Source organism: Rhizobium sp. BK112 (genome assembly GCF_014193215.1).
Classification (GTDB): domain Bacteria; phylum Pseudomonadota; class Alphaproteobacteria; order Rhizobiales; family Rhizobiaceae; genus Rhizobium; species Rhizobium anhuiense.
The window spans coordinates 38,175-62,087 of sequence record NZ_JACHYZ010000021.1; the positions used below are offsets into that span (position 1 = coordinate 38,175).

Consider the following 23,913-nt stretch of genomic DNA (forward strand, 5'->3'; position numbering starts at 1 on the left):
GATGGCTATTTTGCTCGGATCAATCGCCGACGACTATACCGGCGCCTCCGACCTCGCCAACACGCTGACGAAGAACGGCCTGCGCACGGTGCAAACGGTCGGCATCCCCGATCCGACACTCGCGTTGCCGGATGTCGACGCCGTGGTCGTTTCCCTGAAAATCCGCTCCGTCCCGGCCCCGGATGCCGTGACGGCCGCGACCAGCGCCGAGCGATGGCTGCGCCAGCGGGGCGCCGGCCATGTGCTTTACAAGATCTGTTCGACCTTCGATTCCACCGACGCCGGCAATATCGGTCCGGTCACCGAGGCGTTGAGCGAGGCGGCCGGCGGCGGCTCCGTGCTGGTGACACCTGCCTTTCCGGAAACGGGACGCACCGTCTATCTTGGCCATCTCTTCGTCGGCAGCCAGCCGCTGAACGAAAGCCCGCTCAAGGACCATCCCCTCAATCCGATGCATGACGCCAATCTCGTGCGGGTGCTCGCCCGGCAATCGCGCAACGCCGTCGGACTGGTCGATCTCACCGCCATCGCGGCCGGGCCTGATGCCGTCAAGGCGAGGCTCGATGCCCTGCGCACGGCAGGCGTCACCATCGCCATCGCCGATGCGATTTTCGTACGGGATCTTGAAACGCTCGGCGAGATCGCATTGGAAACACCGGTATCGACAGGTGCGTCCGGCCTCGGCCTCGGCCTTGCCCGCGCCCTCGTCCGCTCCGGTCGGATTTCCTCCGGCGGCGCAACGACGGCGGACGCCATTCGCCCCGTCGGCGGGCTGTCGGCGATCGTTGCCGGCAGTTGTTCCAAGGCGACGCTGCGCCAACTCGACGTCGCCGAACGGTCGATGCCCGTGCTGCGGCTCGATCCGGAGCGGCTGCTTGCCGGCCCGGATGAGATCGCCACGGCGATTTCCTGGGCCGGAGACAGAATCTCCGCCGGTCCTGTGGTGATCGCCGCAAGTGCCGCGCCGGAGACCGTGTCCCGGCTGCAATCGCTCTATGGACGAGAAGCCTCCGGCCACGCGATCGAGACCGCGACCTCGATCATCACAGCCGAACTGGTGCAGAGAGGCGTGCGGCGCCTTGTGATCGCAGGCGGTGAAACCTCAGGGGCGGCGGTCGATAGGCTCGCCATTCCGGCATTTCTGATCGGCCCGGAGATTGCGCCCGGCGTGCCGGTGTTGCGCACGGTCGGCAATGCCCAGGGCGATATGCTTCTGGCGTTGAAATCAGGAAACTTCGGAGGCGAAGATTTCTTTACGGCAGCGCTGGCGATGATGCACTGACGGGATCTGGGGTCGACGAATATCGATCGGCTCTAGCATAAGATGCGGTGGTCCATGGCAGCAAAGCCATAAGATACTGCTTGAACCATGGCCTTCAGACGATCTGCCCGCCGGCGCTCCGGCAGACTGGCGGGCACGACATGAAGGACGCCCCCATGCAAGCAAGTCAGATCGAAATCGTCCCATTCGGCCCCGACCATCTGGAAGCCGCCGTCGCGCTCTCAAGACAGGCGGGCTGGCCGCACCGGACGGAAGACTGGCAGCTGGCGCTCGCCCTGAGCGAGGGGATGGTCGCGATCGAGAACGGCAAGGTCGTCGGCACCGTGCTCGTCACGCCATACAAGGGCGATTGTGCAACTATTAACATGGTCATCGTCGACGAGACGATGCGCGGCCGCGGCCTTGGCCGCAGACTGATGGACGCCGCACTGTTGACCGCCGGTGACCGACCGCTGAGGCTGGTGGCGACGACGGCAGGCCTGCCGCTTTACCAGAAGCTTGGCTTCCGCGAGACGGGAACCGTGCTGCAGCACCAAGGCCTTGCCGGAGAAATCGCTGCCCCGGCGGAAACGGAAGCCGCCACCGCCGCCGATCTCCCTGCCATCGCGACACTCGATCGCCTGGCCTTTGGCGCCGATCGAGAACGACTGCTCTCTTATTTCGCCGGGATCGGCGAATTCGCCGTCATTCGCAGCGGCGGCCGCATTTCCGGCTTCGCCTGCCTGCGTCCTTTCGGCCGCGGCGAAGTGATCGGACCCGTGGTGGCCGCCGACCTTAGCAAAGCCAAGATACTCATCGAACATTTCATCGCCAGGCGGCCCGGACGGTTCCTCAGGGTCGACACCACTGACGAGACCGGGCTCTCCCCATGGCTTGCCGAACAGGGGCTGGTCCATGTCGGCGGCGGCATCACGATGAGACAGCCGTTGGCCAAAGACGCCGCCGATCCAACCGCCACCACCTTTGCCCTCGCCAGCCAGGCACTCGGCTGATCCGGAGATCTTCATGTACAGCAATTCCCTCATCGAACTCGATCGCGCCCACCTCATTCATCCGGTCGCTTCCTATCGCGGCCATGAAAAGCTTGGCGTGCGCGTGCTGGCTTCGGCCAAGGGCGCCACGGTCACCGACGCATCGGGCAAGCAGCTGATCGACGGCTTCGCCGGCCTCTGGTGCGTCAATGCCGGTTACGGCCACGAAAGCATCGTCGAGGCGGCGGCCCGGCAGATGCGCGAGCTTCCCTATGCGACGGCCTATTTCGGCCTCGGCTCCGAGCCCGCGATCCGGCTTGCCGGTGAACTCGCCGACCGCGCGCCGGGCGATCTCAACCATGTCTATTTCACGCTCGGCGGCTCCGACGCGGTGGACAGCACGGTCCGCTTCATCCGCTACTATTGGAATGCCCGAGGACAGCCTCAGCGCGATCAGTTCATCTCGGTCGAACAGGGCTATCACGGCTCCTCGACGGTCGGCGCGGGTTTGACCGCGCTGCCCGCCTTCCATGCCGGCTTCGGTCTTCCCTTCGACTGGCAGCATAAAATTCCGTCTCACTACGCCTATCGCAACCCGGCGGGCGACAGTCCGCAGGCAATCATCGACGCCTCGCTTGCCGCGCTGAGAAGCAAGGTCGAGGCAATCGGGCCGGACCGCGTCGCCGCCTTCTATGTCGAGCCGATCCAGGGCTCGGGCGGCGTGCTGGTGCCGCCGAAAGGCTGGATGAAGGCCATGCGCGAATTCTGCCGCCAGCACGACATCCTGTTCGTGGCGGACGAGGTGATCACCGGCTTTGGCCGCACCGGCCCGCTTTTTGCCTGCAGCGAGGATGGGATTGTTCCCGATTTCATGACGACCGCCAAGGGCCTCACCTCCGGCTACGTCCCCATGGGCGCCGTCTTCATGTCCGATCACGTCTATGAAACGATTGCCGAGGGTGCGGGCGCTGCCGCCGTCGGCCACGGCTACACTTATTCGGCCCATCCCGTCAGCGCCGCAGTCGGGCTCGAAGTCCTGAAGCTTTACGAAAACGGCCTTCTCGAAAACGGCGTCAGGGCCGGCGCACGGCTGATGCAGGGACTGGAGTCGCTGAGGGATCATCCGCTCGTCGGCGACGTCCGCGGCCGCGGCATGCTGGCCGCCGTCGAACTGGTGGTCGACAAGGTGAACAAGACGCCGTTGCCGGCATCCGCCGAACCCGCCCGCCGCATCTTCGACCGCGCCTGGGAGAACGGCCTCGTCATTCGCGCCTTCGGCAATGGCGTGCTGGGTTATGCGCCGCCGCTCTGCTGCACCGAAACGGAGATAGACGCGATCGTCGAGCGCACCCGCATCACGCTGGACGAGACGCTGGAGGACCCGGATGTGCGCCGGGCGCTGCAGGCCTGAGAATATCGCGAAACGGTCAGATTCGGTATTTTCTGCCGCCTCATGACGCCTTTTCGGAGAATCCGGCGCGGTGCAGGTGACACACTGAAATCAACGAAAGGCCCGGATCCCGGCAATACGGGCCTTCGACACAAGAGCGGGACAACGATCCCGCCGACGGGAACAGAATATTCTTCTTCGACAAGCCGCGCTCCCACCGGAGCCGAACACTGGGGAATTCACGTGAGCAAGAGCCTTCCGGAATTCAAATATATGACCTTCGACGTCGTCGGCACGCTCATCGACTTCGAAGGCGGTCTCAAGACCTGCTTCGCCGAGATTGCGGCTGAGGTGGGAGGCGCAGTCGACGGCGAGCAGGCGCTCAGCCTCTACCGCGCAGCCCGCTACTCCGAGAATGCCGACCTCTTTCCCGACGACCTCGTGCGCGTCTACCTCGCGATCGCGCCGAAGCTCGGCCTGCCCGCCGACAAGAAATACGGCGAACGGCTGCGGGACTCGGCCAAGGGCTGGAAAGGTTTCGCAGACAGCGCCGCTGCGCTGGCAAAACTTTCGAAGGATTATCGCCTCGTGGCGATGACCAACGCCCGGCGCTGGGCATTCGATTTCTTCGAGAAGGAACTCGGCAATCCTTTTTATGCCGCCTTCACCGCGGATGATACGGGGACCGAGAAACCCGATCCCGAATTCTTCGAGAAGGTATTCGCCTACGTCGCCTCGGAAGGACATTCGAAGGACGACATCCTGCATGTCGCCCAGAGCCAGTACCACGATATCGGGATTTCCCGGAAACTCGGGCTGACCAATTGCTGGATCGAGCGGCGCCATGCCGAGAAGGGTTATGGCGGCACGATCGAGCCGGCCGAGTTCACCAAACCCGATTACCATTTCACGTCCATGGCGGGCCTTGCCGATGCCGTGGCCGCCGCGCGCGCCTAACTTTGAAAGCAGATCGGGCCTGCCCGCAACGGGCAGCCCACCACACAAGAAAAGGGGAATGAGATGAACGACAAGATCACCAATTGGACCAGATCCGACGACGCCATGATCGAGACCGCCATCCGTCGTGGCGCGACCCGCCGCGAGCTGCTGCATATGATGCTCGCGGGCGGCGTGGCCATGTCAGCCGGCGGGCTCGTGCTTGGCCGCGCCGGCAAGGCGCTCGCCGCCACGCCCGTTTCCGGCGGCTCGCTCAAGGCGGCCGGCTGGTCGTCCTCCACGGCCGATACGCTCGACCCCGCCAAGGCGTCGCTCTCCACCGATTATGTCCGGTGCTGCTCCTTCTATAACCGCCTGACTTTCCTCGACAAATCAGGCACGCCGCAGATGGAGCTTGCTGAAGCGATCGAATCCAAGGATGCGAAGACCTGGACGGTCAAGCTGAAGAAGGGCGTAACCTTCCACGACGGCAAGCCGCTGACCGCCGACGACGTGGTCTTCTCCCTGAAGCGTCATCTCGACCCATCCGTCGGCTCGAAGGTCGCCAAGATCGCCGCCCAGATGACAGGCTTCAAGGTCGTGGACAAACAGACCGTCGAGATCACCCTTGCAGATCCGAATGCCGACCTGCCGACCATCCTGTCGATGCATCACTTCATGATCGTTTCCGACGGCACGACCGATTTCACCAAGGCCAACGGCACCGGCGCTTTTGTCAAGGAAGTGTTCGAGCCGGGCGTTCGCTCGGTCGGGATCAAGAACAAGAACTACTGGAAATCCGGCCCGAACGTCGATTCCTTCGAATATTTCGCGATCAGCGACGACAATGCCCGCGTCAACGCGCTGCTGTCGGGCGACATCCACCTTGCAGCGTCGATCAATCCGCGCTCTATGCGGCTCGTCGAGGCCCAGGGAGAGGGCTTCTTCCTGTCGAAAACCACCTCGGGCAACTATACCAACCTCAATATGCGGCTGGACATGGATCCCGGCAGCAAGCGCGACTTCGTCGAGGGCATGAAGTACCTCGTCAACCGCGAGCAGATCGTCAAGTCGGTGCTGCGCGGCCTCGGTGAAGTCGGCAACGACCAGCCGGTCTCCCCCGCCAACTTCTACCGCAATGCCGACCTGAAGCCGCGGGCCTTCGATCCCGACAAGGCGAAGTTCCATTTCGACAAGGCCGGCGTCCTTGGTCAGTCCATTCCGGTGATCGCTTCCGAGGCGGCCAACTCCTCGATCGACATGGCGATGATCATTCAGGCTTCAGGCGCCGAGATCGGACTGAAGCTCGATGTCCAGCGCGTTCCCTCCGACGGCTACTGGGACAATTACTGGCTCAAGGCGCCGATCCACTTCGGCAATATCAATCCTCGTCCGACGCCGGACATCCTGTTCTCGCTGCTCTACTCCTCTCAGGCCCCCTGGAACGAGAGCCAGTACAAGTCGGAGAAGTTCGACAAGATGCTGATCGAAGCGCGAGGCTCGCTCGACCAGGAGAAGCGCCGGGCGATCTACGACGAGATGCAGGTGATGATTGCCAACGAAGCCGGCACGATCATCCCGGCCTATCTCTCGAACGTCGATGCCACCGCCGCCAAGCTCAAGGGTCTGGAGCCCAACCCGCTCGGCGGCCAGATGGGATACGCCTTCGCGGAATACGTCTGGCTCGAAGCCTGATAAAATGAAGGAACCGGGGCTGCAGCCCAAGCCCCGGTTCTTCCGGAACTGAACTCGAAACGCAACAAGGAGGCGTCCGTGAACAACCAGGTCTTGTCCCTGGTGCTGAGCCGATTGCTCATCGCCCTGATCACCCTGGTGATCGTCTCCTTCGCCGTCTTCTTCGCGACAACGCTGCTGCCCGGAGATACAGCGACCATCCTGCTCGGTCAGGCCGCCACGCCGGAAGCCGTCGAAGGCCTGCGCAAGGCCATGCATCTCGACGAGCCGGCCCTCTTCCGCTTCCTGCGCTGGGTCGTCGGGTTGCTGCAAGGCGATCTCGGCACGTCCTACGCCAACGAAATGCCGGTTACTGCGCTCATTGCCGGCCGCTTCGTCAACACGCTGAAACTTGCCGGCGTCACCGCGCTCTTCTCCGTGCCGATCGCGCTCACGCTCGGGATTACCTCCGCCATGCTGCGCGGTACGGTTTACGACCGGGTCGTCACGGTGATCACGATCGGCGTCATCTCCGTGCCGGAGTTCATGGTCGCGACCTCCGCCGCGCTGATCTTCGCCGTCTATCTGAAATGGCTGCCGGCGCTCTCCCTGGCCAATGAGGTCCATAGCCTGAGCGACATCTTGCGCGTCTATGCCATGCCGGTGATCACGCTGACCTTCGTCGTCTCAGCCCAGATGATCCGCATGACCCGCGCCGCTGTGATCGAGACGCTCGCCACGCCCTATGTCGAGATGGCCCTGCTCAAGGGCGCTTCGCGGCCGCGCATCGTCTTTCGCCATGCATTGCCGAATGCGCTCGGCCCGATCGTCAATGCCGTCGCCCTTTCGCTGTCCTATCTGCTTGGAGGCGTCATCATCGTCGAGACCATTTTCAATTATCCCGGCATCGCCAAGCTGATGCTGGATGGCGTAGCCACCCGCGACCTGCCGCTGATCCAAAGCTGCGCGATGATCTTCTGCCTTGGCTATCTGCTCTTGATCACCATCGCCGATATCATCGCCATCCTTTCCAACCCGAGGCTCCGATGACAATGACCAGCTCCGAGACCACGTCCGACCGGCTGTCCGGAACCCGGCTTGGCTATCGCTTCAACATCGTCGGCGCGATCGGCCTGACCGTGATCCTTTCCTGGGCGCTCGTCGCGATCTTCGCGCCTTGGATCATCCCCTACCCCGTCGGCGAGATCGTCGATCTCGACTATTTCGGCCCGATGAGCCGGGAACTCTGGCTCGGCTCCGATTATCTCGGCCGCGACATGCTCTCGCGGATCCTGATGGGCGCGCGTTATACGGTCGGCATCTCGCTGGCGGCGGTCACGATCGCCTGTTTCAGCGGCGTGGTGCTCGGCATGATCGCAGCGGTCGCCGGCGGCTGGCTCGACACGATCCTCAGCCGCTTCCTCGACGCCCTCAATTCCATTCCGAGCAAGCTGTTCGGCCTGGTGGTCGTTGCTGCCGTCGGCTCTTCGGTCCCGGTTCTGATCCTGACGCTGTCGGTGATCTACATCCCCGGCGCCTACCGCTTCGCGCGGGCGCTCGCCGTCAACATCAATGCGATGGATTTCATCACCGTCGCGCGCATCCGCGGCGAAAGCACCCTCTATCTCATTCGCTCCGAAATCCTGCCCAACATTGTCGGGCCGGTGCTTGCCGATCTCGGCATCCGCTTCGTCTTCATCGTTCTGCTGCTCTCCGGGCTTTCCTTCCTCGGCCTCGGCGTCCAGCCGCCCTATGCCGATTGGGGCGCTCTCGTGCGCGAAAACATCGGCGGCCTGCCCTTCGGTGCGCCGGCGGTGATGTTTCCCTCGCTTGCCATCGCCAGCCTGACGATCAGCATCAACCTGCTGATCGACAACCTGCCGCAGAAGATCCGCGACCGGAGTGCGTCATGAGCAATTTCATCGAAATCCGTGACCTGAAAGTCGAGGCCACCACCGATTCCGGCCGGCGCGTCGAGATCATCAAGGGTGTCAGCCTCGACGTTGCCGAGGGTGAGATCGTCGCGCTGATCGGCGAGAGCGGCTCGGGCAAGACAACCATCGCGCTGACCCTGATGGGCCATACCCGCGCGGGCTGTCGCATCTCCGGCGGCAGCGTTTCGGTCGGCGGCAAGGATATGGTCAGGCTCAGCGAAAAGCAGCGCGCCAAGGTGCGCGGCACCGAAGTCGCCTACGTCCCGCAATCGGCCGCCGCCGCCTTCAACCCGGCCACGACGATCATGGATCAGGTGATCGAAGTCACGCGTATTCATCAGCTTATGTCACCGGACGAGGCGCGTGCCCGGGCCGTCGAGCTCTTCCGGGCGCTGTCGCTGCCGGAACCCGAGACGATCGGCAGCCGTTATCCGCACCAGGTTTCCGGCGGCCAGTTGCAGCGTCTGGCCGCCGCCATGGCGCTGATCGGCGATCCGACCCTCGTCATCTTCGACGAGCCGACGACGGCGCTCGACGTGACCACCCAGATCGAAGTGCTGCGCGCGTTCAAATCGGTGATGAAAAAGGGCGGCATATCGGGCGTCTACGTCTCGCACGACCTTGCCGTCGTCGCCCAGATCGCCGACCGCATCGTGGTCTTGAAGGGCGGGGAGACCCAGGAAACAGGCACCACCGAAGAGATCCTCAACCATGCGAAGCACCCCTATACCAGAGAGCTGCTCGCAGCCTTCGAACCGAAACTGCGCGCCGCAGCAGCCCCCATCGAGCGCGAGACGGCGCCGCTTCTGAAGATCGAAGATCTCGTCGCGGGCTACGGGCAGCGCCAGGCCGATGGCCTCCCGCTTGTTCGTGCGGTCGAGCATGTGAGCTTGAAGGTGGAGAAAGGCCGCAATCTCGGCATCATCGGAGAATCCGGTTGCGGCAAGTCGACGCTCGCCCGCACCATCGCCGGCATCCTGCCGGCCGCGGTCGGCAAGATCGTCTTCGACGGCACGGAGTTGCGCCGCAACGCCCGCGAGCGCTCGCGCGATCAGTTGCGCGAGATGCAGATCGTCTTCCAATATGCCGACACCGCCCTTAACCCGGCAAAATCGGTGGAGGACATCCTTGCCCGGCCGCTGGTCTTTTACCACCGCATGGATCGACAAGCGCGACATGCCCGCATCGATCAATTGCTCGACATGGTGCGCCTGCCCCGCAATCTGCGCCATCGCCGGCCGGGAGAACTTTCGGGCGGGCAGAAGCAGCGCGTCAACTTCGCCCGGGCGCTCGCCGCCGATCCGAAGCTGATCCTCTGCGACGAGATCACCTCGGCGCTCGACACGGTGGTCGCCGCCGCGGTCATCGACCTGCTCAAGGAGTTGCAGCGCGAACTCGGCCTTTCCTACATCTTCATCAGCCACGATCTCTCGGTGGTGGAGGCGATCTGCGACGAGATCGTCGTGATGTATGGAGGCCGGAAGGTCGAGCAAATCACGTCCTCGACAGTGAACGCGCCGCAACATCCCTATTCGCAACTGCTCTTCTCATCGGTGCCGACACTCGATCCGGCCTGGCTCGACGGCCTTCAGCAGGATCCGGAACTGGTGCGTGCCTATTGCCGGCACTGAGCGCCGATTCTGCTTCGAGAGGACGGTGCCGGCCAGATCCAGCGCCCACCCGGTCAGGTCGTGTTGAAACGCCTGGGCTCCAAGGCACGAGATCTGCAAGTGGCAGCGAATATGGCTTTGGAAAACAAGCCCGAAATTCTGTCGCAAGTCCTTCCAACCAGTATGAAGCTTTCCATTATGGGGAGAACAACCTGCGACAGAGAGACTCGGTAGCTGCGCAGGACCGATGGATCGGATAGATGATGCAGTTGTGTGAGGTCGGTCCGGAACCCTGAAAGATTGCGTTGGACACCTGGCCAAGGGGAGTTTGCGAACCACAGAACATGCAGTCGTCATTCAGGAGCGTAGCTCCGCCGCGGTCCTTCTCGCCGGCTAAAGCGGAAACAAGGTGGTGAGCGGCATGTGGGCTTTGATGATCGGTGACTTCAGCACGACGAAGCTGAAATATTTGTCGATGCCGACGTCCATGTCGGTGAGGCGCTCCATGATCGTCTGGTATTCGTCGATCCCGGCGGTGACGAATTTCAAGAGATAGTCGTAGCCGCCTGAAACCAGATGGCATTCGATCACCTGATCGACCTTCTCGATCGCCGCCAGGAAGCGGGCAAAGTCGATCTGCCGGTGGTTCTTCAGGGTGATCTCGGTGAAAACAGTCAGCGTCTGCCCCAGTTTGCTGACGTTGATCTGGGCCGAATAGCCTTCGATATAGCCTTCCGACTGCAGCTTCTTCACCCGCATCAGGCAGGGGCTCGGCGACAAATTGACCAGTTCGGCGAGTTCCACATTGGTGACGCGGCCATTTTTCTGCAGCTCGTAGAGAATTTTTACGTCGATCCGGTCGAGTTTCATCGCACGCCTTCGCTGCTTGAGATCGCCAACGACGCAGCAGATTATGCCGCGACTTTCAACACCGACCTTAACACATAGGGAAGAGCTGTCGACCATGTTGCGGGACAGGCCGAAGCACAAACGGCTGCAGGTCTCCCCACAAGACGGAATCTTCTGCTGTCGCCGGCTGATCTCCGGCAAAGGCGTGGCGGCGGATCCGCTAGACTAGCGCATAACCCCGAAAATCGATTCCGAATTTCGGAAAAGATTATGCGCAGATCCAGGTGATAGAGCGTCCTTTGCGCGTCTGAAAAGAAGCGCGGCGCTTTAATGCCTGAAGTGGAGACCATCCCATGCCCGCACCGCTCAATCGCGTCGACACCACGCCGGAACTGCCCGCTGCTGCCGATGCGGTGGTAATCGGCGGCGGCATCGTCGGCGTTTTCGCGGCCTATTATCTCGCCCGGCGGGGATTGAAGGTCGCCCTCGTCGAGAAGGGCCTTATCGGCGCCGAACAATCGAGCCGCAACTGGGGCTGGTGCCGCCAGCAGAACCGCGACGCCCGAGAATTGCCGATGTCGACCAAGAGCCTCGACCTGTGGGAGCGCTTCGCCACTGAGACCGGGGAGGAGACGGGCTTCCGTCGCTGCGGCCTCTTCTATCTGAGCAATAACGACGAGGAACTGTCCGGCTGGGCACGCTGGCGCGATTTCGCCCGCTCGGTCGGCGTCACAACGCACATGCTGAGCAGCGCCGAGGCGAGCGAACGCGGGCGTGCCACCGGCGTCTCATGGAAAGGCGGAGTGTTTTCGCCGACCGACGGCACGGCCGATCCGGCGAGCGCTGCGCCGGCCGTCGCGCGTGCGATCCTGAAACTCGGCGGCACGGTGCATCAGTCCTGTGCGGCCCGCGGCCTCGACGTCGAAGGCGGCAGGCTTTCCGGCGTCGTCACTGAGCATGGCACGATCCGGACGAAAATCGCGATCCTGGCCGGCGGCGCTTGGGCCTCCTCCTTCTGCCGCCAACTCGGCATTCGATTTCCGCAAGCCTCGATACGCTCCTCGATCCTCTCCGTATCCCCGGGCGCTAGCGGGCTGCCGGATGCCCTGCATACATCAGCGGTGTCGGTGACGCGACGCCGCGATGGCGGCCATACGCTGGCGATCAGCGGCCGCGCCCGCGTCGATCCGACGCCGCAGCAGTTCCGCTTCGCGCGGCAGTTCGTGCCGATGTTCGCCCGGCGCTGGCGCAGTCTCAAACCAGGCGGGTTGGAGGGCTTTCGCTCGGGTCACGAATCTCTGGCACGCTGGCGGCTCGACAGACCGACGCCGATGGAGCGCATGCGCATCCTCGATCCAGTGGTCGACGAGGCGACCGTTGCGCTGACGCATGCACGGGCGCTTGAGCTTCTGCCTGCTTTGAAGGAGACCAAGATCGCAGCGGCCTGGGCGGGCTATATCGACAGCACGCCGGACGGCGTGCCGGGGATCGGCGAGATCGCCAGCTTGCCCGGCTTCATCCTTGCTGCGGGCTTCAGCGGCCACGGCTTCGGCATCGGGCCGGGCGCCGGCCATCTGATTGCCGATATCGTCACAGGCGACGAGCCGATCGTCGATCCCAGGCCCTACCATCCCGACCGCTTCGGGGGATCCGCCTGGGGCAAAGTGGCCGATTTCTAAACGGCTCGGCCACCCCGGCTCGGACCTCGGCGGTGGCAGAAATCATCCCTGTCCGGATCGCAGCATATACAGGAACCATAACCATTGGCCTGAAAGCGGCGATGGCAGGCACGCGTTACGCTTGGGCAATCACCTCCGGCGAGATTCCCGAAGTCATCCCTCACGAGACCAGCGACATCGGCCGGCGGACTGCGGGCGATGTCCTGCGGCCATCGGCGGTCTGAAAGTGCGAAATTCTTTCGTTCAAGACTTCGACCTGTTGCCGAAGCCGGTGAATCTCCGCGGTGTTTTCCTCCACCATCGCAGCATTGTGCTGAGTGATATGCTCGACGTCGCGAACGGCATTGTTGACCTCGTCGATGCCCTTGTATTGCGTGGTCGTGGAAGCCGAGATGACCTGCACAAGCCCGTTGATCGAGGTGAAGTGTTCCATGATGGCCGACAGCGCCTGGCCGGTCTCCTCGACGAGCGTGACGCCCGCGCCGACCTGTGATGCGCTGGTGGAGATGAGATCCTTGATCTCGCGGGCAGCCTTGGCGCAACGCTGAGCAAGCTCGCGCACTTCCTGAGCAACCACAGCAAAGCCTCTGCCGGCCTCTCCTGCGCGTGCCGCCTCGACGCCGGCATTGAGGGCGAGGAGATTGGTCTGGAAGGCGATCTCGTCGATCACGCCGATGATGCTGCTGACTTTTTCGGAGGACCGGTTGATAGCGCCCATGGCATCGACGGCCTTGGCGACGACGGCCGCGGAATGCTCCGCCTGGCGGTGCGCCTCGGCGACCGAAAGCGACGTCTGGCGCGCGTTTTCGGCTGTCGTCCGCACGCTGGCTGTGAGTTCGCCGAGCACCCGCGAACTCTCCTCGAGGGAGGCCGCCTGCTGTTCCGTGCGGCGGGCCAGATCGTCGGCGGCGCCGGAAAGATTGGTGCTGCCCTCGGCGATCTCGTAGGTCGAGTTGCGAACCTCGGCGACCGTCAGGCGCAACGCGTCGATGGCGTGATTGTAGGTGCGGGCCATGGCGACATAATCGGCGGCCAGATCCTCGCTCATCTCTGCGGCGAGATTGCCATTGGCGAGCTTGCCGAGCATATCGGACAGAGCGTTCAAAGCCTCGCTCTGTTCCGCCTCGATGCGCGCCTGTTCGGCGGCGCGACGGGCCTGCTCCAATTCGTCCCGCGCCCTGTTTGCTTCGGCAAGCTCTTCCAGCCTGGTCTTCTCCAGCGCCTGGTCGCGGAAGACAGTCACGGACCGGATCATGTCGCCGATCTCGTCGCCGCGCTTGCCGTCACCGATGGAAATGTTCAGATCGCCGTCGGCAAGTCTCATCATCGTCTGGGTGATCCGCTTCAGCGGCCCGCGCAGCGTTTCGATCAGCATGAGGCCGCCGATGATCGCAAGCACCGTGCCCGCAATCATTGCCGCAAGTGACATTGTCGCCGAACGCTGGCTGATTTCCTTGCCGCTTTCCTGTGCCGTGCTGACGAACTGCTCGAGCGTGTGGCTCGCATCGGCCACCAGTGCGGTCGCCGCCTCCTTGTCCGCGCGCCACCGGTCGGCGATCGATATCAGAAGCGAACTATCCTTTTCGATCGAGGCAAGGGACGGCTCGATCTTCTTGGCAAGATCCTGCAAGGCGGCGTTTTTCCCGCTCAAGGGTACGAGTTGAGCAGCGCTTTCACGCAGCGCCTTGAGATCGGCGAGAACGGCATCCCGCGCCTCGGCATCGACTCGCCTGTTCAGTTCGCTTAAGTGCAGGCGCAGATCGTCAATCGATTTGAATGCGGTATTGACGATCGCCACCATCGAGCGAAGGGTGGCGATGCTCGCATCCATGCCGACAAAACGCTCGATCGCAGTATCCGCATTCCCAGAGGCAAGCTTTCCAAACTTCTCCTCGAAGCCCTGCAGTTCCTGGTCGACAGGAGCGTAGCTGTCGAGCGTAAGGCTGGCGCTGTCCTTGGCTATCGCGGCGAGCTTGTCCAATACCGGCTTCAGCGCGGCAAGCTGGCTTTTGGCCTTGTCGGAGGCGAGCGCGGCGCTGCCGCCGGCCTCCTTGACGAGCGGCGGCAGGAGGCTGCCGAGAGCGCCGGTGATATCCGCGGGGGCGGTGGCCTGCGCGGTCGCCTTGCGCAACTTTGCAATGCGTTGCGCGAGATTCTTGTAGACTGAAGCATCGAGAAGAAGCGCCCGGACGAAGGTCTCCTTGCCATTCGCCTGATCCTGGAGAACGTCGAGCTGTTTGCGCGCCGTCTGGCTTTCCTTGAACAGCCCGGCCACCGCGTCGTCGATCGCCTGTTCGGTATTTACACGCTCCTGTGAGACGGCCCAAAGCGCATCGGCGCCGCCCTGCATCTTAGCCCCGAGTTCGCGCACGGCAGCAATCTGCTGCTTCTGCGCCGGATCGATCAACATGGCATCAAGCGTCGCCGCTCCCTTCTGCTGATCGGAGATGCTGGCGATCAATCGTTCGCGCGTGGCCGATATCGGGAGATCGGTAAAGGCCGTCAGAGAGGATCGCAGCTGTTGAAAACTGGAAAGGGTTTCGATCGTCTGCCGGGTCAGGGTCATCTGGCCATTGAGCGTACCGGCGGTGAAATAACCGAAAAGACCGATGCCGGCGATAAGGATGACCAGAGGCACCACGAAGAAGAGGACTTTGGTCACGATCCGCATACGCTGCAACAGTCGATCAATCAGCGCCATAAACTAGCCCCCGCCCCAGGAAATTGGCTCATTCTCCGGCGCGACCCCTCCCCTTGGCCTGCAGCAGTCGTTGATCGCGCCAAGCCATCACAGTAGTCACAACTGTTAAAAAAATGGTCAATGGTGTCGAGTTTAATCGAAGCCTGCGATATGCGGACGAGGGCGCATTTTCCGCGCTCCCGTCTTGCCGCTCAGCCGATGGCCATCGGGCTTGCATTGCCGCCGGAAGCCGCCGTCGCTCACGCCACCCTTGAAGAGGTTAGACTAACTCCGGTTCTCCAAGCGATTTGTTTTGCGCCACTCTTCGTATTCTCCGCGGGCATCGTCATGCAGAGGATAGTAGCGCTGCAACGACCCTCCCTCCATAAGCTTCACGCGTGAGAACTCCTCCCAATCGTGATGCTTTTGCGACTCTTCGATGACCTTCGAGGCCATTGCGACGGGAAGCACCACCACCCCGTCATCGTCGGCGACGATGATGTCGCCGGGGATTACCGTGACACCGCCGCAGGCAATCGGAACGTTGACGGCATTGGGATAGATGCTGGTCTGCACATGGTAGTTGGGAGTCCAGCCACGCAGCCATAGGGGGAGGTCTAGCTTCTCGACATTGGGCCGATCGCGCATGCACCCGTCGATTACGATGCCAGCGCCGCCCCTGCCTTTGAAATACGTCGACATCATATCGCCAAAGACCCCCGAACTCATGTCGCCGCGCGCGTCGACCACGACCACATCGCCCTCCTGCGCGTGATAGAGCACGTGCCGGTGCAACTGCGTCTCCGGATCGGCATATTCTCCCTCGGTGAAGAGGTCCGGCCGCTGCGGCATGAACTGGAGCGTCAGCACCGGCCCGACGATCGACTTCCCGTGGTTCTGCGCCACGGGACCCACCATGTGCGGATTGCGGAAACCCATGTGGCCAAGCGTGCCGGCAACCGTCGCGGCGCCGATTTCCTTCAGTGCGTCGATCAGCTCTTTGGGCGGACGGGTAATGTCGGGAGTATGCGTCATTTCAATCTCCGCTGGATGAAACTACCAGTTCGTAACCGAACCGTCGCGGCGCTTCAGGTGAGGCGCTTCCCAGAAACGAAAGCTCTCCGCCTTGACCGCCTCTTCGTTGACCTCGACGCCGAGCCCCGGCAGATCGCTGACCGGATAGTCAGGTCCGTCGAGCCGTGGCTGCACGGGGAAGAAGTCGGAATTGTCGAAGCCCAGCTTTGTTTCGGGCACCCTGGTCTCAAGCCAAGCGAAATTCGGCACCGCGGCGGCGAGATGGATGGTCGCGGCCGTGCAGACTGGGCCAAGAGGATTGTGCGGCATCAGGTCCACATAATGCGCCTCGCTCCAGCCAGCCACCTTCATCGCTTCGGTGAGCCCGCCAACATTGCAAACATCGAGCCGGTTGAACTGATGGATGCCGCGCTCGATGTAGGGCAGGAACTGCCACTTGCTGGCAAATTCCTCGCCGATGGCGAACGGGATGTCGGTCATCGTGCGCAGGGATTCGTAGGCCTCCGGTGTCTCGTCCCGTATCGGCTCCTCGAGGAAATCAAGCACGCCACGGCCGAGTTTGTTGCAGAAGCTCGCCGCCTCTGCCACCGACAACCGGTGGTGATAGTCGATGCCGAGGACGACGTCGTCGCCCAGCGCCTCGCGCGCCTTGTTCAGCATCTTTGCGGTAACGCCGATCGATTCGCGCGGCTCGAAGATGTCCTTGCTGTTTTGCCCGATGGGAAAGAAGCGGATCGCCTGCCACCCCTGTGCGCGTAGTTCGCGGGCTCGTTCGATCGCAACGACGCCCTCAGCCTCGTCACCGGTCGAGGCGAAGGTAGGAATTCGGTCGCGCTGCTTGCCGCCCAGCAGTCCGTAGGCCGGCACCCCCAGCGCCTTGCCCTTGATGTCGTGAAGGGCAATGTCGATGGCGGAAATCGCCGCCTGCAGAACGCGCCCGCCTTCGAAATATTGGCTGCGATAGGCTTCTTGCCAGATCCGACCAATCTGCATCGGGTCGCGGCCGATGAGAAACTCCCGATAGTGCTCGATCGCGCCAACCACGGCCTTCTCGCGACCGCTCAAGCCGCTCTCGCCCCATCCGAAGACGCCCTCGTCGGTCTCGACCTTGACGAGCATCTGGTTGCGTGTTCCCACCCATACTGGATAGGGCTTGATAGCGGTGATTTTAAGCTTCGTGGACATCCACACCCTCATTCCGAACGTATCGACTCTGTCTCAGTGGGCCTTGAGGGCCATTTCTGTTTCGCCGTCGAACAGATGCATTCGCTCCTGGTCGAACTCGAGCCAAATCATTTCGTCCGGCGCGACGGCAATGGTCGGCGGCACGCTGACGTTGACGATTGCGCCGGACAGAAACGCCTGTACGAAGGTGACGTCTCCCGTTGGCTCCACCGTGTAGGCCTTGGCGGGTATGCTTCCAGGCACTGCACTCTTGTGCAGCTTGATCGTCGAGTGACGTGCGCCGAGCACGACTTTCTTGGTGGTCGCCCTCGCGACCTTCTGGGCATTGTGTGGCGAGAGCTCGAGGCTCCAGCCCTCCGCGCTGGTCAACACAGTATTGCCGCCCACCGTGGATGCCTCCAGCGGAACAAGGCTCATCGCCGGGCTGCCGACGAAGCTGGCGACGAACATGTTCACCGGATGGGCAAAGACCTGCGCCGGTGAGTCGTATTGCTGCAGGTAGCCGCCGTTCATCACCGCCATCCTGTCCGCCATGGTCACGGCTTCGAGTTGGTCGTGCGTCACATAAATGATCGTTGCCTTGAGGTCCTGATGGAAGCGCTTGATCTCCGACCGCATCTGCACGCGCAGCTTTGCATCGAGGTTGGAGAGTGGTTCATCCATCAGGAATACCGCCGGATCGCGAACGAGAGCGCGGCCCAGGGCCACGCGCTGCTGTTGTCCGCCCGAAAGTTCGCGCGGCTTTCGCTCGAGCAGCTGCGTCATGTCGAGCACTCGCGCTGCTTCCTTGACCTTCCTGTCGATCTCGTCCCTTGGCAGTTTGCGCATCTGCAGCGGGAACGCCAGATTTTTATAGACCGATTTTTGCGGATAGAGCGCGTAGTTCTGGAACACCATTGCGATGTCCCGGTCCTTGGGGTCCAGGTCATTGACCACCCGGTCGCCGATGACGATGTCGCCCGATGTGATGGGGATCAGCCCCGCTACAAGATTGAGCGTGGTTGTTTTGCCGCAGCCCGAAGGGCCGACGAGCGCAACGAATTCGCCGTCGTTGACCGTCAGCGAAACGTCGTTGACAGCTTTGAAGCTGCCATAGGTCTTGACAAGATCTTTGAGGACCACGTGGGCCACCGGCAACTCCCTAGTGCTTGACTGCGCCTTCCGTGAGGGCGCGTACGAAGTATCGTTGCAGGACGAGGAACAGCACCACGACGGGCACGCTCATCATGAAGCTGGCGGCCATCAGGCCCGGAAAGTCCGTCGTATTTTCGGAGAAGAAGCGCTGGATGCCGACCGGCAGGGTCAACTGCTCGTTCTTGGAGAGGAACGTGTAGGCGTAGATGTACTCGTTCCAAGCGCCGATGAAGGAGTAGATCGCCGTGGCGATGATTCCTGGCGCCGAGAGCGGCATCACGATCAGGAGAAAGGCCTGGAACCGCGTCGCTCCATCGATGCGCGCCGCCTGCTCGAGCTGCACCGGGATGTTGTCGTAGAAGCCCTTGAGGAGCCAGATTGCCAGCGGCAGGCCGAATGTGAGGTAGGTGAGAACGAGCGACCCATGCGTGTTCACCAGCCCGATCGCCCGCATCAGGATGAAGAGCGGTACGAGAAAGATCACCGCGGGGAACATGTTGCGAAGCAGGACGGCGAAGAACAGAAAGTTCCGGCCCGGGAAGGTGAAGCGCGAAAACGCATAGGCCGCAGGAACCGCCACGATCACCGAAAGGATGGTCGTAGCCATGGAGACGAAAAGGCTGTTCCAGAAGAAGCGCAGGAAGTCCTGGCCGACGCTGTTTTGCGGATCGAGCAGCTTCTGGTAGCTTGCCAGCGTGGGCTGGTCCGGCCACCACTGTGGCGGGAATTGCATGGCCGCGAAGCCGGACTTGATCGAGGTGATCAGCATCCAGATCATTGGTAATGCGGTGTAAAGCAGCATGAACACCAGGAAGATGCGTCCGCCCCACCGCCACCCATCGAAGCGCCTATGGCGACGCGCCTGGCCTTGACGAGCAGTCTGCGCAATTGTGCTCATTGGCTCGCGTCCTTCTGCTCATTGCCGCTCAGCGCCCTGACATAGAAGTAGCCGAGCGACATCAGGATCTGGAACAACAGCACCGAATAGGCTGATGCCACCCCCCAGCGCTGACGTCCGAAGGCGAGCTCATAGATGTGGGTGATCCAGATATGCGATGCGTTCGACGGCCCGCCGCCGGTCATGATCCAGGGGATGATGAAAGAATTGAAGTTGGCCACGGCCAGCAGAAGGATCGTCACCGTCGAGACGTTTCTCAAGTGCGGAAAAGTGACGTGCCAGAATCGCTGCCATGCATTGGCTCCGTCGACCTTTGCGGCGCGCAGCAACTGGTCGGGAACCGTCTGCAGGCCAGCCATCATCATGATCATGGCAAACGGAAACTCCCGCCAGATATTGACGACGATCAGCGAGGGCAGCACCGTGCTGACGCTGTCGATGAAATTCGGCGGCCGATCGGCCCATCCGAGGCCGACCAGCACCGCGCCGATGATCCCGAAGTCCGAATGGTAGATCCACTTCCAGATATAGGACGCGGCGACCGCGCTGATGACCCAGGGAATGATCAGGATGGCGCGCAGGATGCCGCGGCCGACAAAATCCCGATGGAGCGCCAGGGCGCAGGCAAACCCCAGGACAAATGCGATGAAGGTGGATCCCAGTGTCCAGATTAGAGTGTTGGAGGTGACCTTCCAGAACACCGGACTTGTGAGGATGGCGGTGTAATTGTCGAAGCCGATGAAAATCTTGTCCCGGAGCTGCAGGCCGGGCGGTGTATTGAAGAACGACAGCTCGATCGTGTAGTAGATCGGATAGGCTATGACGATGAGCATCACGGCGATTGCAGGAAGCACGTACGCGTAGTCAGCGCGATGCTCCCAAATCTTTCGCAGGATGCCGGACCTATCGGGTTGAAGTCTTCGGCGAGCCTCTGCCTTGCCGATCAAGATCGTCACTGTGGCGTGCCCTTATTCTTGGGAGCAACCGGCTGCACTCTCGGCGCAGCCGGTCAGGTCGTGGTCAGGCCTGGACTAGAGTCCGCCGTCCATCAGCTCTTTTACCTTCTTGGCCGCGTCGTCCGCTGCCTGGTCGACGGTCATGGCTCCGGTCAGGGCATTCTGCAGCATGTCCGGGACAATGATATTCATGATCTCGGGGGACTGCGGCAGCGCCGGGAACGGGATGCCGTATGGCAGCATCGAGGTCGTGACATCGAGGAACTTGATGTTATCAAGACGTTCCTTCATCCATTTGGTCTTGAAGCCGTTGAGGTTTCCCGGGTTCGAGCCGGCATAGGCCATCTTCAGCGACCATTCGGGGCTCGTCCACATGCAGATGATCGCCTTTGCAGCCGGCTCGTCCACCTTGCCGCCCTCGACATATTCGGGCTTCAGGATGTGAATGTTCGAGCCGCCAAACACGACGGCACGCTTGCCATCGGGGCCGGTCGGGATCAGGCCGTAGCGCATGTTGTCGATGACGGTCTGCGCCTTGTCCTTGTCGGTAGCCGTCGCTTTTTTCTGCAGGTCGAGCATGACGTTGTAGTCGGACGGGTGCGAGATCATCATGCCGAGCTGGCCAGCGAGGAAGAGGGGCTGGTTATCTGCCTGCTGGTTGGTGAGTGCCGAAACCGGAACCGACTTGTCGCGAACATACATATCGTAGGAGGCTTGCAGCGCCGCCTTGCTCTGCGGGCTATTGAGCTCGACCTGCTTATAGGTCGGGCTCGCGGTGGCTTCGTCGAAGACGCCGCCGCCATAGGCCCACAGCTGCGGCATGAAGCGATACGGCGTATTGCCGGCATTCTTGCGAGCCACGAGGCCGTAACCGGCAATGCCGAGCTTGTCGTGGATCTGTTTGGAATACTTGACGACATCGTCCCACGTTGCCGGAGCCTTGTCCGGATCGAGGCCTGCCCGCTTGAAGATATCGGCGTTCCAGATGAACGCCATCGTCTCGTTGTTGGTGGGAATGCCGTAGGTCACGTCCTCCCAGGTCACGGCCTTCATTGCGCCCGGCCAGAAGTCCTCGGTCGAATACCCGACATCCTCGGGTTTGAGCGGCTGCAGATAGCCTTTTGAGGCGAACTCGGTGCCACCCAGGATTTGCAGGCGGACCGCCATGGGCGCTGCATTGCCAAGGAGCGCGGTCCGGAACTTGTCCAGAAGGTCGTTATAGGTGAGGGCTTGTTCCTCAAGCTGGATGTTTGGATAGGTTTTGCGGAAGGTCTCGAAGAACTCCTTGTAATACTGGCGCAGGAGGTCGGGGTCGCCCTCGAAGACGCCCTGATACCAGAAAGTCAGTCGCCCCTTGTAGTCGAGCGGGGTGACCTTGGCGCAATCGCCCGCCGTGTCAAAATCCTGCGTGCCGGCAATGGAGCGCACATATTCCGGCGACCACTTGCTCAAGTCGACCGGCGCACCCAGCGCAGACGCGGACATCAACGACACCATCAAAGCAGTAGAGACAGTGCCGCGCAGGACGGCACCGCCGAGTGAAATCCTCGTCATAGGTATCCTCCAGGTTCTCTCCCATGCCGCTCTGCGTCGAGGCGAGCGGTCTTTGCTCGCGGCCGTGGGACATTTACGGCCAAATGTATCCTTTCGAGCTTATCATACGTTTTCAGATCATAGATTGCCTGTCAACTAGCGAAATCGTACATTGTTTACGGAAAGATCGCGTGATATCCGAGCAATATGTGTATTTATTGGGGACAGCCTTGGCCGAAACAAGCGATTTTAAAGCGCAGCCGCCCGAAGGGATTGACGCTATCGGGGCCTCCAGCGAGGGTGCCTCGCTTTATCAACTGATCAGGGAAGACATCATCGAGGGGCGGCTCGCTGCCAACGAACGGCTTGTGGTCACCGATCTCGCTCGGCGCCACGGCACTTCGACCAACCCCGTGCGCGAGGCTCTGCAACTGTTGCGCGGAGAGGGCTTCGTCACCTTCGTTCCCAACCGCGGAGCGCGCGTCCGGCCCATCGATCAGGATTTTGTTCGGGACATCTACGAGATCGGAGTCTTGATCGAGCCGGCCCTGACGCGATGGTTCGTGAATATGGCCACCGTCGAGGACATTGCCGAACTCGAACGCATCCAAGGCCTGATTGAAGAGAACGACTTCGCCGACACGTTGAGGCACAGCGAGCTGGACACCGCCTTTCACACCATAATGTACCAAAGGCACTACAACCGCCACGCCGCCGAGCTTTGGTGGAAGCATCGCGAAGTGCTTCGAGCCGTGAGCCGGCGTTTCAACTTCACGCTCGCCCGGCGTGCCGCGATCCTGAGCGAGCATCGCGAACTCATTGCGCATGTAAAAGCGGGAAACGCCAACGAGGCAGGCGAACTCATTGCACGCCATGTCGAAGGCTCCGGCCGGCACATCCTCGAACACATGCGGGCGCGGAACGCGGCTCGGGCAGGATAGACTACAGGGCCCGGGAATATCGTTCTCCCGGCCAATTCAGACAAAGGCAATTGAGATGAAAATCACCAGCGTTCGGCCGTGGTTAATCAGATCCGATGCTTCTTATTGGGGAGAGTTTCTGTTCGTCGAAGTGACAACCGACGAGGGGGTGAGCGGCTGGGGAGAGATCACCACCACGACAAGGCTCGCCAACCGCGCCCTCTGCACGATGCTGCGGCAGATCGGTGCCGCGGTAACAGGCGAGGACCCGGCGCGTATCGAATATCTTTGGCACAAGATATTCCGCAGCTTCACCTACATGGGCAGTCGCGGCGCCGCAGTCGAATGCGTAAGCGCCATCGACATCGCCCTTTGGGACATCCGAGGCAAAGTTCTTGGTAAGCCGATTTACGAGCTGTTGGGCGGACCGGTACGCGATGAAATCGCGCTCTACACCCATCCCAACCAGGCTAAATTTACCAGCAAGGAGGCTGTGGTCCGCGAAATTAGAGACATCGTCGAGTCCGGCCACACGGCGCTCAAGTTCGATCCTTTTCCCCACCAGGGCCGCACCGCCGATGGCCAGTCCCGCGAACAGCGGGACGGCTATCTTGATGGCAGCATGACCCGCAAGGACGAGCGCGAAGCCGCCGAACTCACGGCACTCATCCGCGAAACGGCGGGCTCTGATGTCGACATTCTCATCGATGCGCATGGCCGGTTCGACGTTCCCACCGCCATTCGCCTCTGTCGGAGCCTCGAGGAAGCCGGTCAGATCGACTGGTTCGAGGAGCCCTGCCCGCCCGAGAGCCTCAACGCCCTCAAGCAGGTCCGAGAGAAGGTCAGCGCCGCGATCTCGTGGGGCGAGCGCGGCCACACGAAGTGGGATTTCGTGCCGGTGCTCGAAAACAAGCTCGCCGACTACATCATGCCTGACGTCACCTGGACCGGCGGCATTACCGAACTCAAGAAGATTTCTGCCCTGTGCGAAGCCTACTACATCCCGGTCTCGCCGCACGACGCCGCAGGACCGATCAACGTGGTTGCAGGAGCACAGGTGATGATGACCGTTCCTAACTTCTACAAACTCGAAACGTCAGAGTGGAACCTGGGCAAATACGATCACCTCATCGACAGGCCACTCGATGTTTCGAACGGCAGCCTCAAGCTTACGCCGAGACCTGGTCTCGGCGTCGAAATGAACCGCGATTACCTTCAAAGCCACGAGATAGAGCTGGATTAACAAC

19 protein-coding genes are annotated in these 23,913 nt (G+C 61.8%); 11 read left to right on the top strand and 8 right to left on the bottom strand.

Features of this window, described 5'->3' with window-relative positions:
• Window position 1 precedes the first annotated feature (1 nt).
• The 8 genes from otnK (at window position 2) to FHT75_RS33390 (ending at window position 9,818) form a co-directional block, all read left to right on the top strand.
• Window positions 2-1,282, top strand: coding sequence for a 3-oxo-tetronate kinase (gene otnK / locus FHT75_RS33355; protein WP_063473485.1), 1,281 nt, complete (start codon window positions 2-4; stop codon window positions 1,280-1,282).
• A 155-nt stretch (window positions 1,283-1,437) separates the two neighbouring features.
• Window positions 1,438-2,274, top strand: coding sequence for a GNAT family N-acetyltransferase (locus FHT75_RS33360; protein WP_063473501.1), 837 nt, complete (start codon window positions 1,438-1,440; stop codon window positions 2,272-2,274).
• 13 nt (window positions 2,275-2,287) lie between these two features.
• Window positions 2,288-3,664 carry an aspartate aminotransferase family protein gene (locus FHT75_RS33365; RefSeq protein ID WP_063473484.1) on the top strand — a complete coding sequence of 459 codons (1,377 nt, stop codon included), beginning with the start codon at window positions 2,288-2,290 and terminating at the stop codon, window positions 3,662-3,664.
• Window positions 3,665-3,886: 222 nt separating this feature from the next.
• Entirely contained in the window at window positions 3,887-4,600 is a 714-nt protein-coding gene (locus FHT75_RS33370) for an HAD-IA family hydrolase (protein ID WP_063473483.1), read from the top strand.
• A 63-nt stretch (window positions 4,601-4,663) separates the two neighbouring features.
• Complete coding sequence (locus FHT75_RS33375) at window positions 4,664-6,274, top strand: ABC transporter substrate-binding protein (protein WP_047619623.1); 1,611 nt, start codon at window positions 4,664-4,666, stop codon at window positions 6,272-6,274.
• Window positions 6,275-6,352: 78 nt separating this feature from the next.
• Complete coding sequence (locus FHT75_RS33380; protein WP_047619621.1) at window positions 6,353-7,303, top strand: ABC transporter permease; 951 nt, start codon at window positions 6,353-6,355, stop codon at window positions 7,301-7,303.
• Complete coding sequence (locus FHT75_RS33385; protein WP_048338745.1) at window positions 7,300-8,166, top strand: ABC transporter permease; 867 nt, start codon at window positions 7,300-7,302, stop codon at window positions 8,164-8,166. Before FHT75_RS33380 ends, FHT75_RS33385 begins: the two co-directional genes overlap by 4 nt.
• A complete protein-coding gene (locus tag FHT75_RS33390; RefSeq protein ID WP_047619617.1) occupies window positions 8,163-9,818 on the top strand; it encodes an ABC transporter ATP-binding protein in 1,656 nt (551 codons plus the stop codon). Before FHT75_RS33385 ends, FHT75_RS33390 begins: the two co-directional genes overlap by 4 nt.
• A 372-nt stretch (window positions 9,819-10,190) precedes the next feature.
• On the opposite strand, the gene FHT75_RS33395 is transcribed toward FHT75_RS33390, so the two are convergent.
• Complete coding sequence (locus FHT75_RS33395; RefSeq protein ID WP_047619615.1) at window positions 10,191-10,667, bottom strand: Lrp/AsnC family transcriptional regulator; 477 nt, start codon at window positions 10,665-10,667, stop codon at window positions 10,191-10,193.
• A gap of 332 nt (window positions 10,668-10,999) precedes the next feature.
• Here FHT75_RS33395 and FHT75_RS33400 point away from each other — a divergent pair, with 332 nt between their 5' ends.
• Window positions 11,000-12,325 (top strand): NAD(P)/FAD-dependent oxidoreductase, encoded by a 1,326-nt coding sequence (locus FHT75_RS33400; RefSeq protein WP_183845603.1) that lies wholly within the window; start codon window positions 11,000-11,002, stop codon window positions 12,323-12,325.
• 160 nt (window positions 12,326-12,485) lie between these two features.
• On the opposite strand, the gene FHT75_RS33405 is transcribed toward FHT75_RS33400, so the two are convergent.
• From FHT75_RS33405 to FHT75_RS33435, 7 genes are all read right to left on the bottom strand, one after another.
• Window positions 12,486-15,026 carry a methyl-accepting chemotaxis protein gene (locus FHT75_RS33405; protein WP_183845602.1) on the bottom strand — a complete coding sequence of 847 codons (2,541 nt, stop codon included), beginning with the start codon at window positions 15,024-15,026 and terminating at the stop codon, window positions 12,486-12,488.
• A gap of 264 nt (window positions 15,027-15,290) precedes the next feature.
• Complete coding sequence (locus FHT75_RS33410) at window positions 15,291-16,040, bottom strand: ribonuclease activity regulator RraA (protein WP_183845601.1); 750 nt, start codon at window positions 16,038-16,040, stop codon at window positions 15,291-15,293.
• 21 nt (window positions 16,041-16,061) lie between these two features.
• The gene (locus FHT75_RS33415) at window positions 16,062-17,225 is read right to left on the bottom strand and encodes a mandelate racemase/muconate lactonizing enzyme family protein (RefSeq protein ID WP_183845600.1); all 1,164 of its coding nucleotides are present in this window, start codon (window positions 17,223-17,225) and stop codon (window positions 16,062-16,064) included.
• A 33-nt stretch (window positions 17,226-17,258) separates the two neighbouring features.
• Window positions 17,259-18,356, bottom strand: coding sequence for an ABC transporter ATP-binding protein (locus tag FHT75_RS33420; RefSeq protein WP_047619671.1), 1,098 nt, complete (start codon window positions 18,354-18,356; stop codon window positions 17,259-17,261).
• A gap of 10 nt (window positions 18,357-18,366) precedes the next feature.
• A complete protein-coding gene (locus FHT75_RS33425; protein ID WP_047619606.1) occupies window positions 18,367-19,257 on the bottom strand; it encodes a carbohydrate ABC transporter permease in 891 nt (296 codons plus the stop codon).
• Window positions 19,254-20,213, bottom strand: coding sequence for a carbohydrate ABC transporter permease (locus tag FHT75_RS33430; RefSeq protein WP_183845599.1), 960 nt, complete (start codon window positions 20,211-20,213; stop codon window positions 19,254-19,256). The genes FHT75_RS33425 and FHT75_RS33430 overlap by 4 nt, the downstream gene beginning before the upstream one ends.
• A 75-nt stretch (window positions 20,214-20,288) precedes the next feature.
• On the bottom strand, window positions 20,289-21,767 hold the full coding sequence (locus FHT75_RS33435) for an ABC transporter substrate-binding protein (protein ID WP_028757006.1): 1,479 nt from the start codon (window positions 21,765-21,767) through the stop codon (window positions 20,289-20,291).
• A gap of 209 nt (window positions 21,768-21,976) precedes the next feature.
• Here FHT75_RS33435 and FHT75_RS33440 point away from each other — a divergent pair, with 209 nt between their 5' ends.
• Window positions 21,977-22,687, top strand: coding sequence for a GntR family transcriptional regulator (locus FHT75_RS33440; protein ID WP_028757005.1), 711 nt, complete (start codon window positions 21,977-21,979; stop codon window positions 22,685-22,687).
• A 55-nt stretch (window positions 22,688-22,742) separates the two neighbouring features.
• Window positions 22,743-23,909 carry a mandelate racemase/muconate lactonizing enzyme family protein gene (locus tag FHT75_RS33445; protein ID WP_047619603.1) on the top strand — a complete coding sequence of 389 codons (1,167 nt, stop codon included), beginning with the start codon at window positions 22,743-22,745 and terminating at the stop codon, window positions 23,907-23,909.
• Window positions 23,910-23,913 lie beyond the last annotated feature (4 nt).

What these genes read in the sequence shown, in the direction of transcription:
- otnK (WP_063473485.1), top strand. Translation starts at nt 2, where the DNA reads ATGGCTATTTTGCTCGGATCAATCGCCGACGACTATACCGGCGCCTCC.
- FHT75_RS33360 (WP_063473501.1), top strand. Translation starts at nt 1,438, where the DNA reads ATGCAAGCAAGTCAGATCGAAATCGTCCCATTCGGCCCCGACCATCTG.
- FHT75_RS33365 (WP_063473484.1), top strand. Translation starts at nt 2,288, where the DNA reads ATGTACAGCAATTCCCTCATCGAACTCGATCGCGCCCACCTCATTCAT.
- FHT75_RS33375 (WP_047619623.1), top strand. Translation starts at nt 4,664, where the DNA reads ATGAACGACAAGATCACCAATTGGACCAGATCCGACGACGCCATGATC.
- FHT75_RS33385 (WP_048338745.1), top strand. Translation starts at nt 7,300, where the DNA reads ATGACAATGACCAGCTCCGAGACCACGTCCGACCGGCTGTCCGGAACC.
- FHT75_RS33390 (WP_047619617.1), top strand. Translation starts at nt 8,163, where the DNA reads ATGAGCAATTTCATCGAAATCCGTGACCTGAAAGTCGAGGCCACCACC.
- FHT75_RS33395 (WP_047619615.1), bottom strand. Translation starts at nt 10,667, where the DNA reads ATGAAACTCGACCGGATCGACGTAAAAATTCTCTACGAGCTGCAGAAA.
- FHT75_RS33400 (WP_183845603.1), top strand. Translation starts at nt 11,000, where the DNA reads ATGCCCGCACCGCTCAATCGCGTCGACACCACGCCGGAACTGCCCGCT.
- FHT75_RS33405 (WP_183845602.1), bottom strand. Translation starts at nt 15,026, where the DNA reads ATGGCGCTGATTGATCGACTGTTGCAGCGTATGCGGATCGTGACCAAA.
- FHT75_RS33410 (WP_183845601.1), bottom strand. Translation starts at nt 16,040, where the DNA reads ATGACGCATACTCCCGACATTACCCGTCCGCCCAAAGAGCTGATCGAC.
- FHT75_RS33415 (WP_183845600.1), bottom strand. Translation starts at nt 17,225, where the DNA reads ATGTCCACGAAGCTTAAAATCACCGCTATCAAGCCCTATCCAGTATGG.
- FHT75_RS33425 (WP_047619606.1), bottom strand. Translation starts at nt 19,257, where the DNA reads ATGAGCACAATTGCGCAGACTGCTCGTCAAGGCCAGGCGCGTCGCCAT.
- FHT75_RS33435 (WP_028757006.1), bottom strand. Translation starts at nt 21,767, where the DNA reads ATGACGAGGATTTCACTCGGCGGTGCCGTCCTGCGCGGCACTGTCTCT.
- FHT75_RS33445 (WP_047619603.1), top strand. Translation starts at nt 22,743, where the DNA reads ATGAAAATCACCAGCGTTCGGCCGTGGTTAATCAGATCCGATGCTTCT.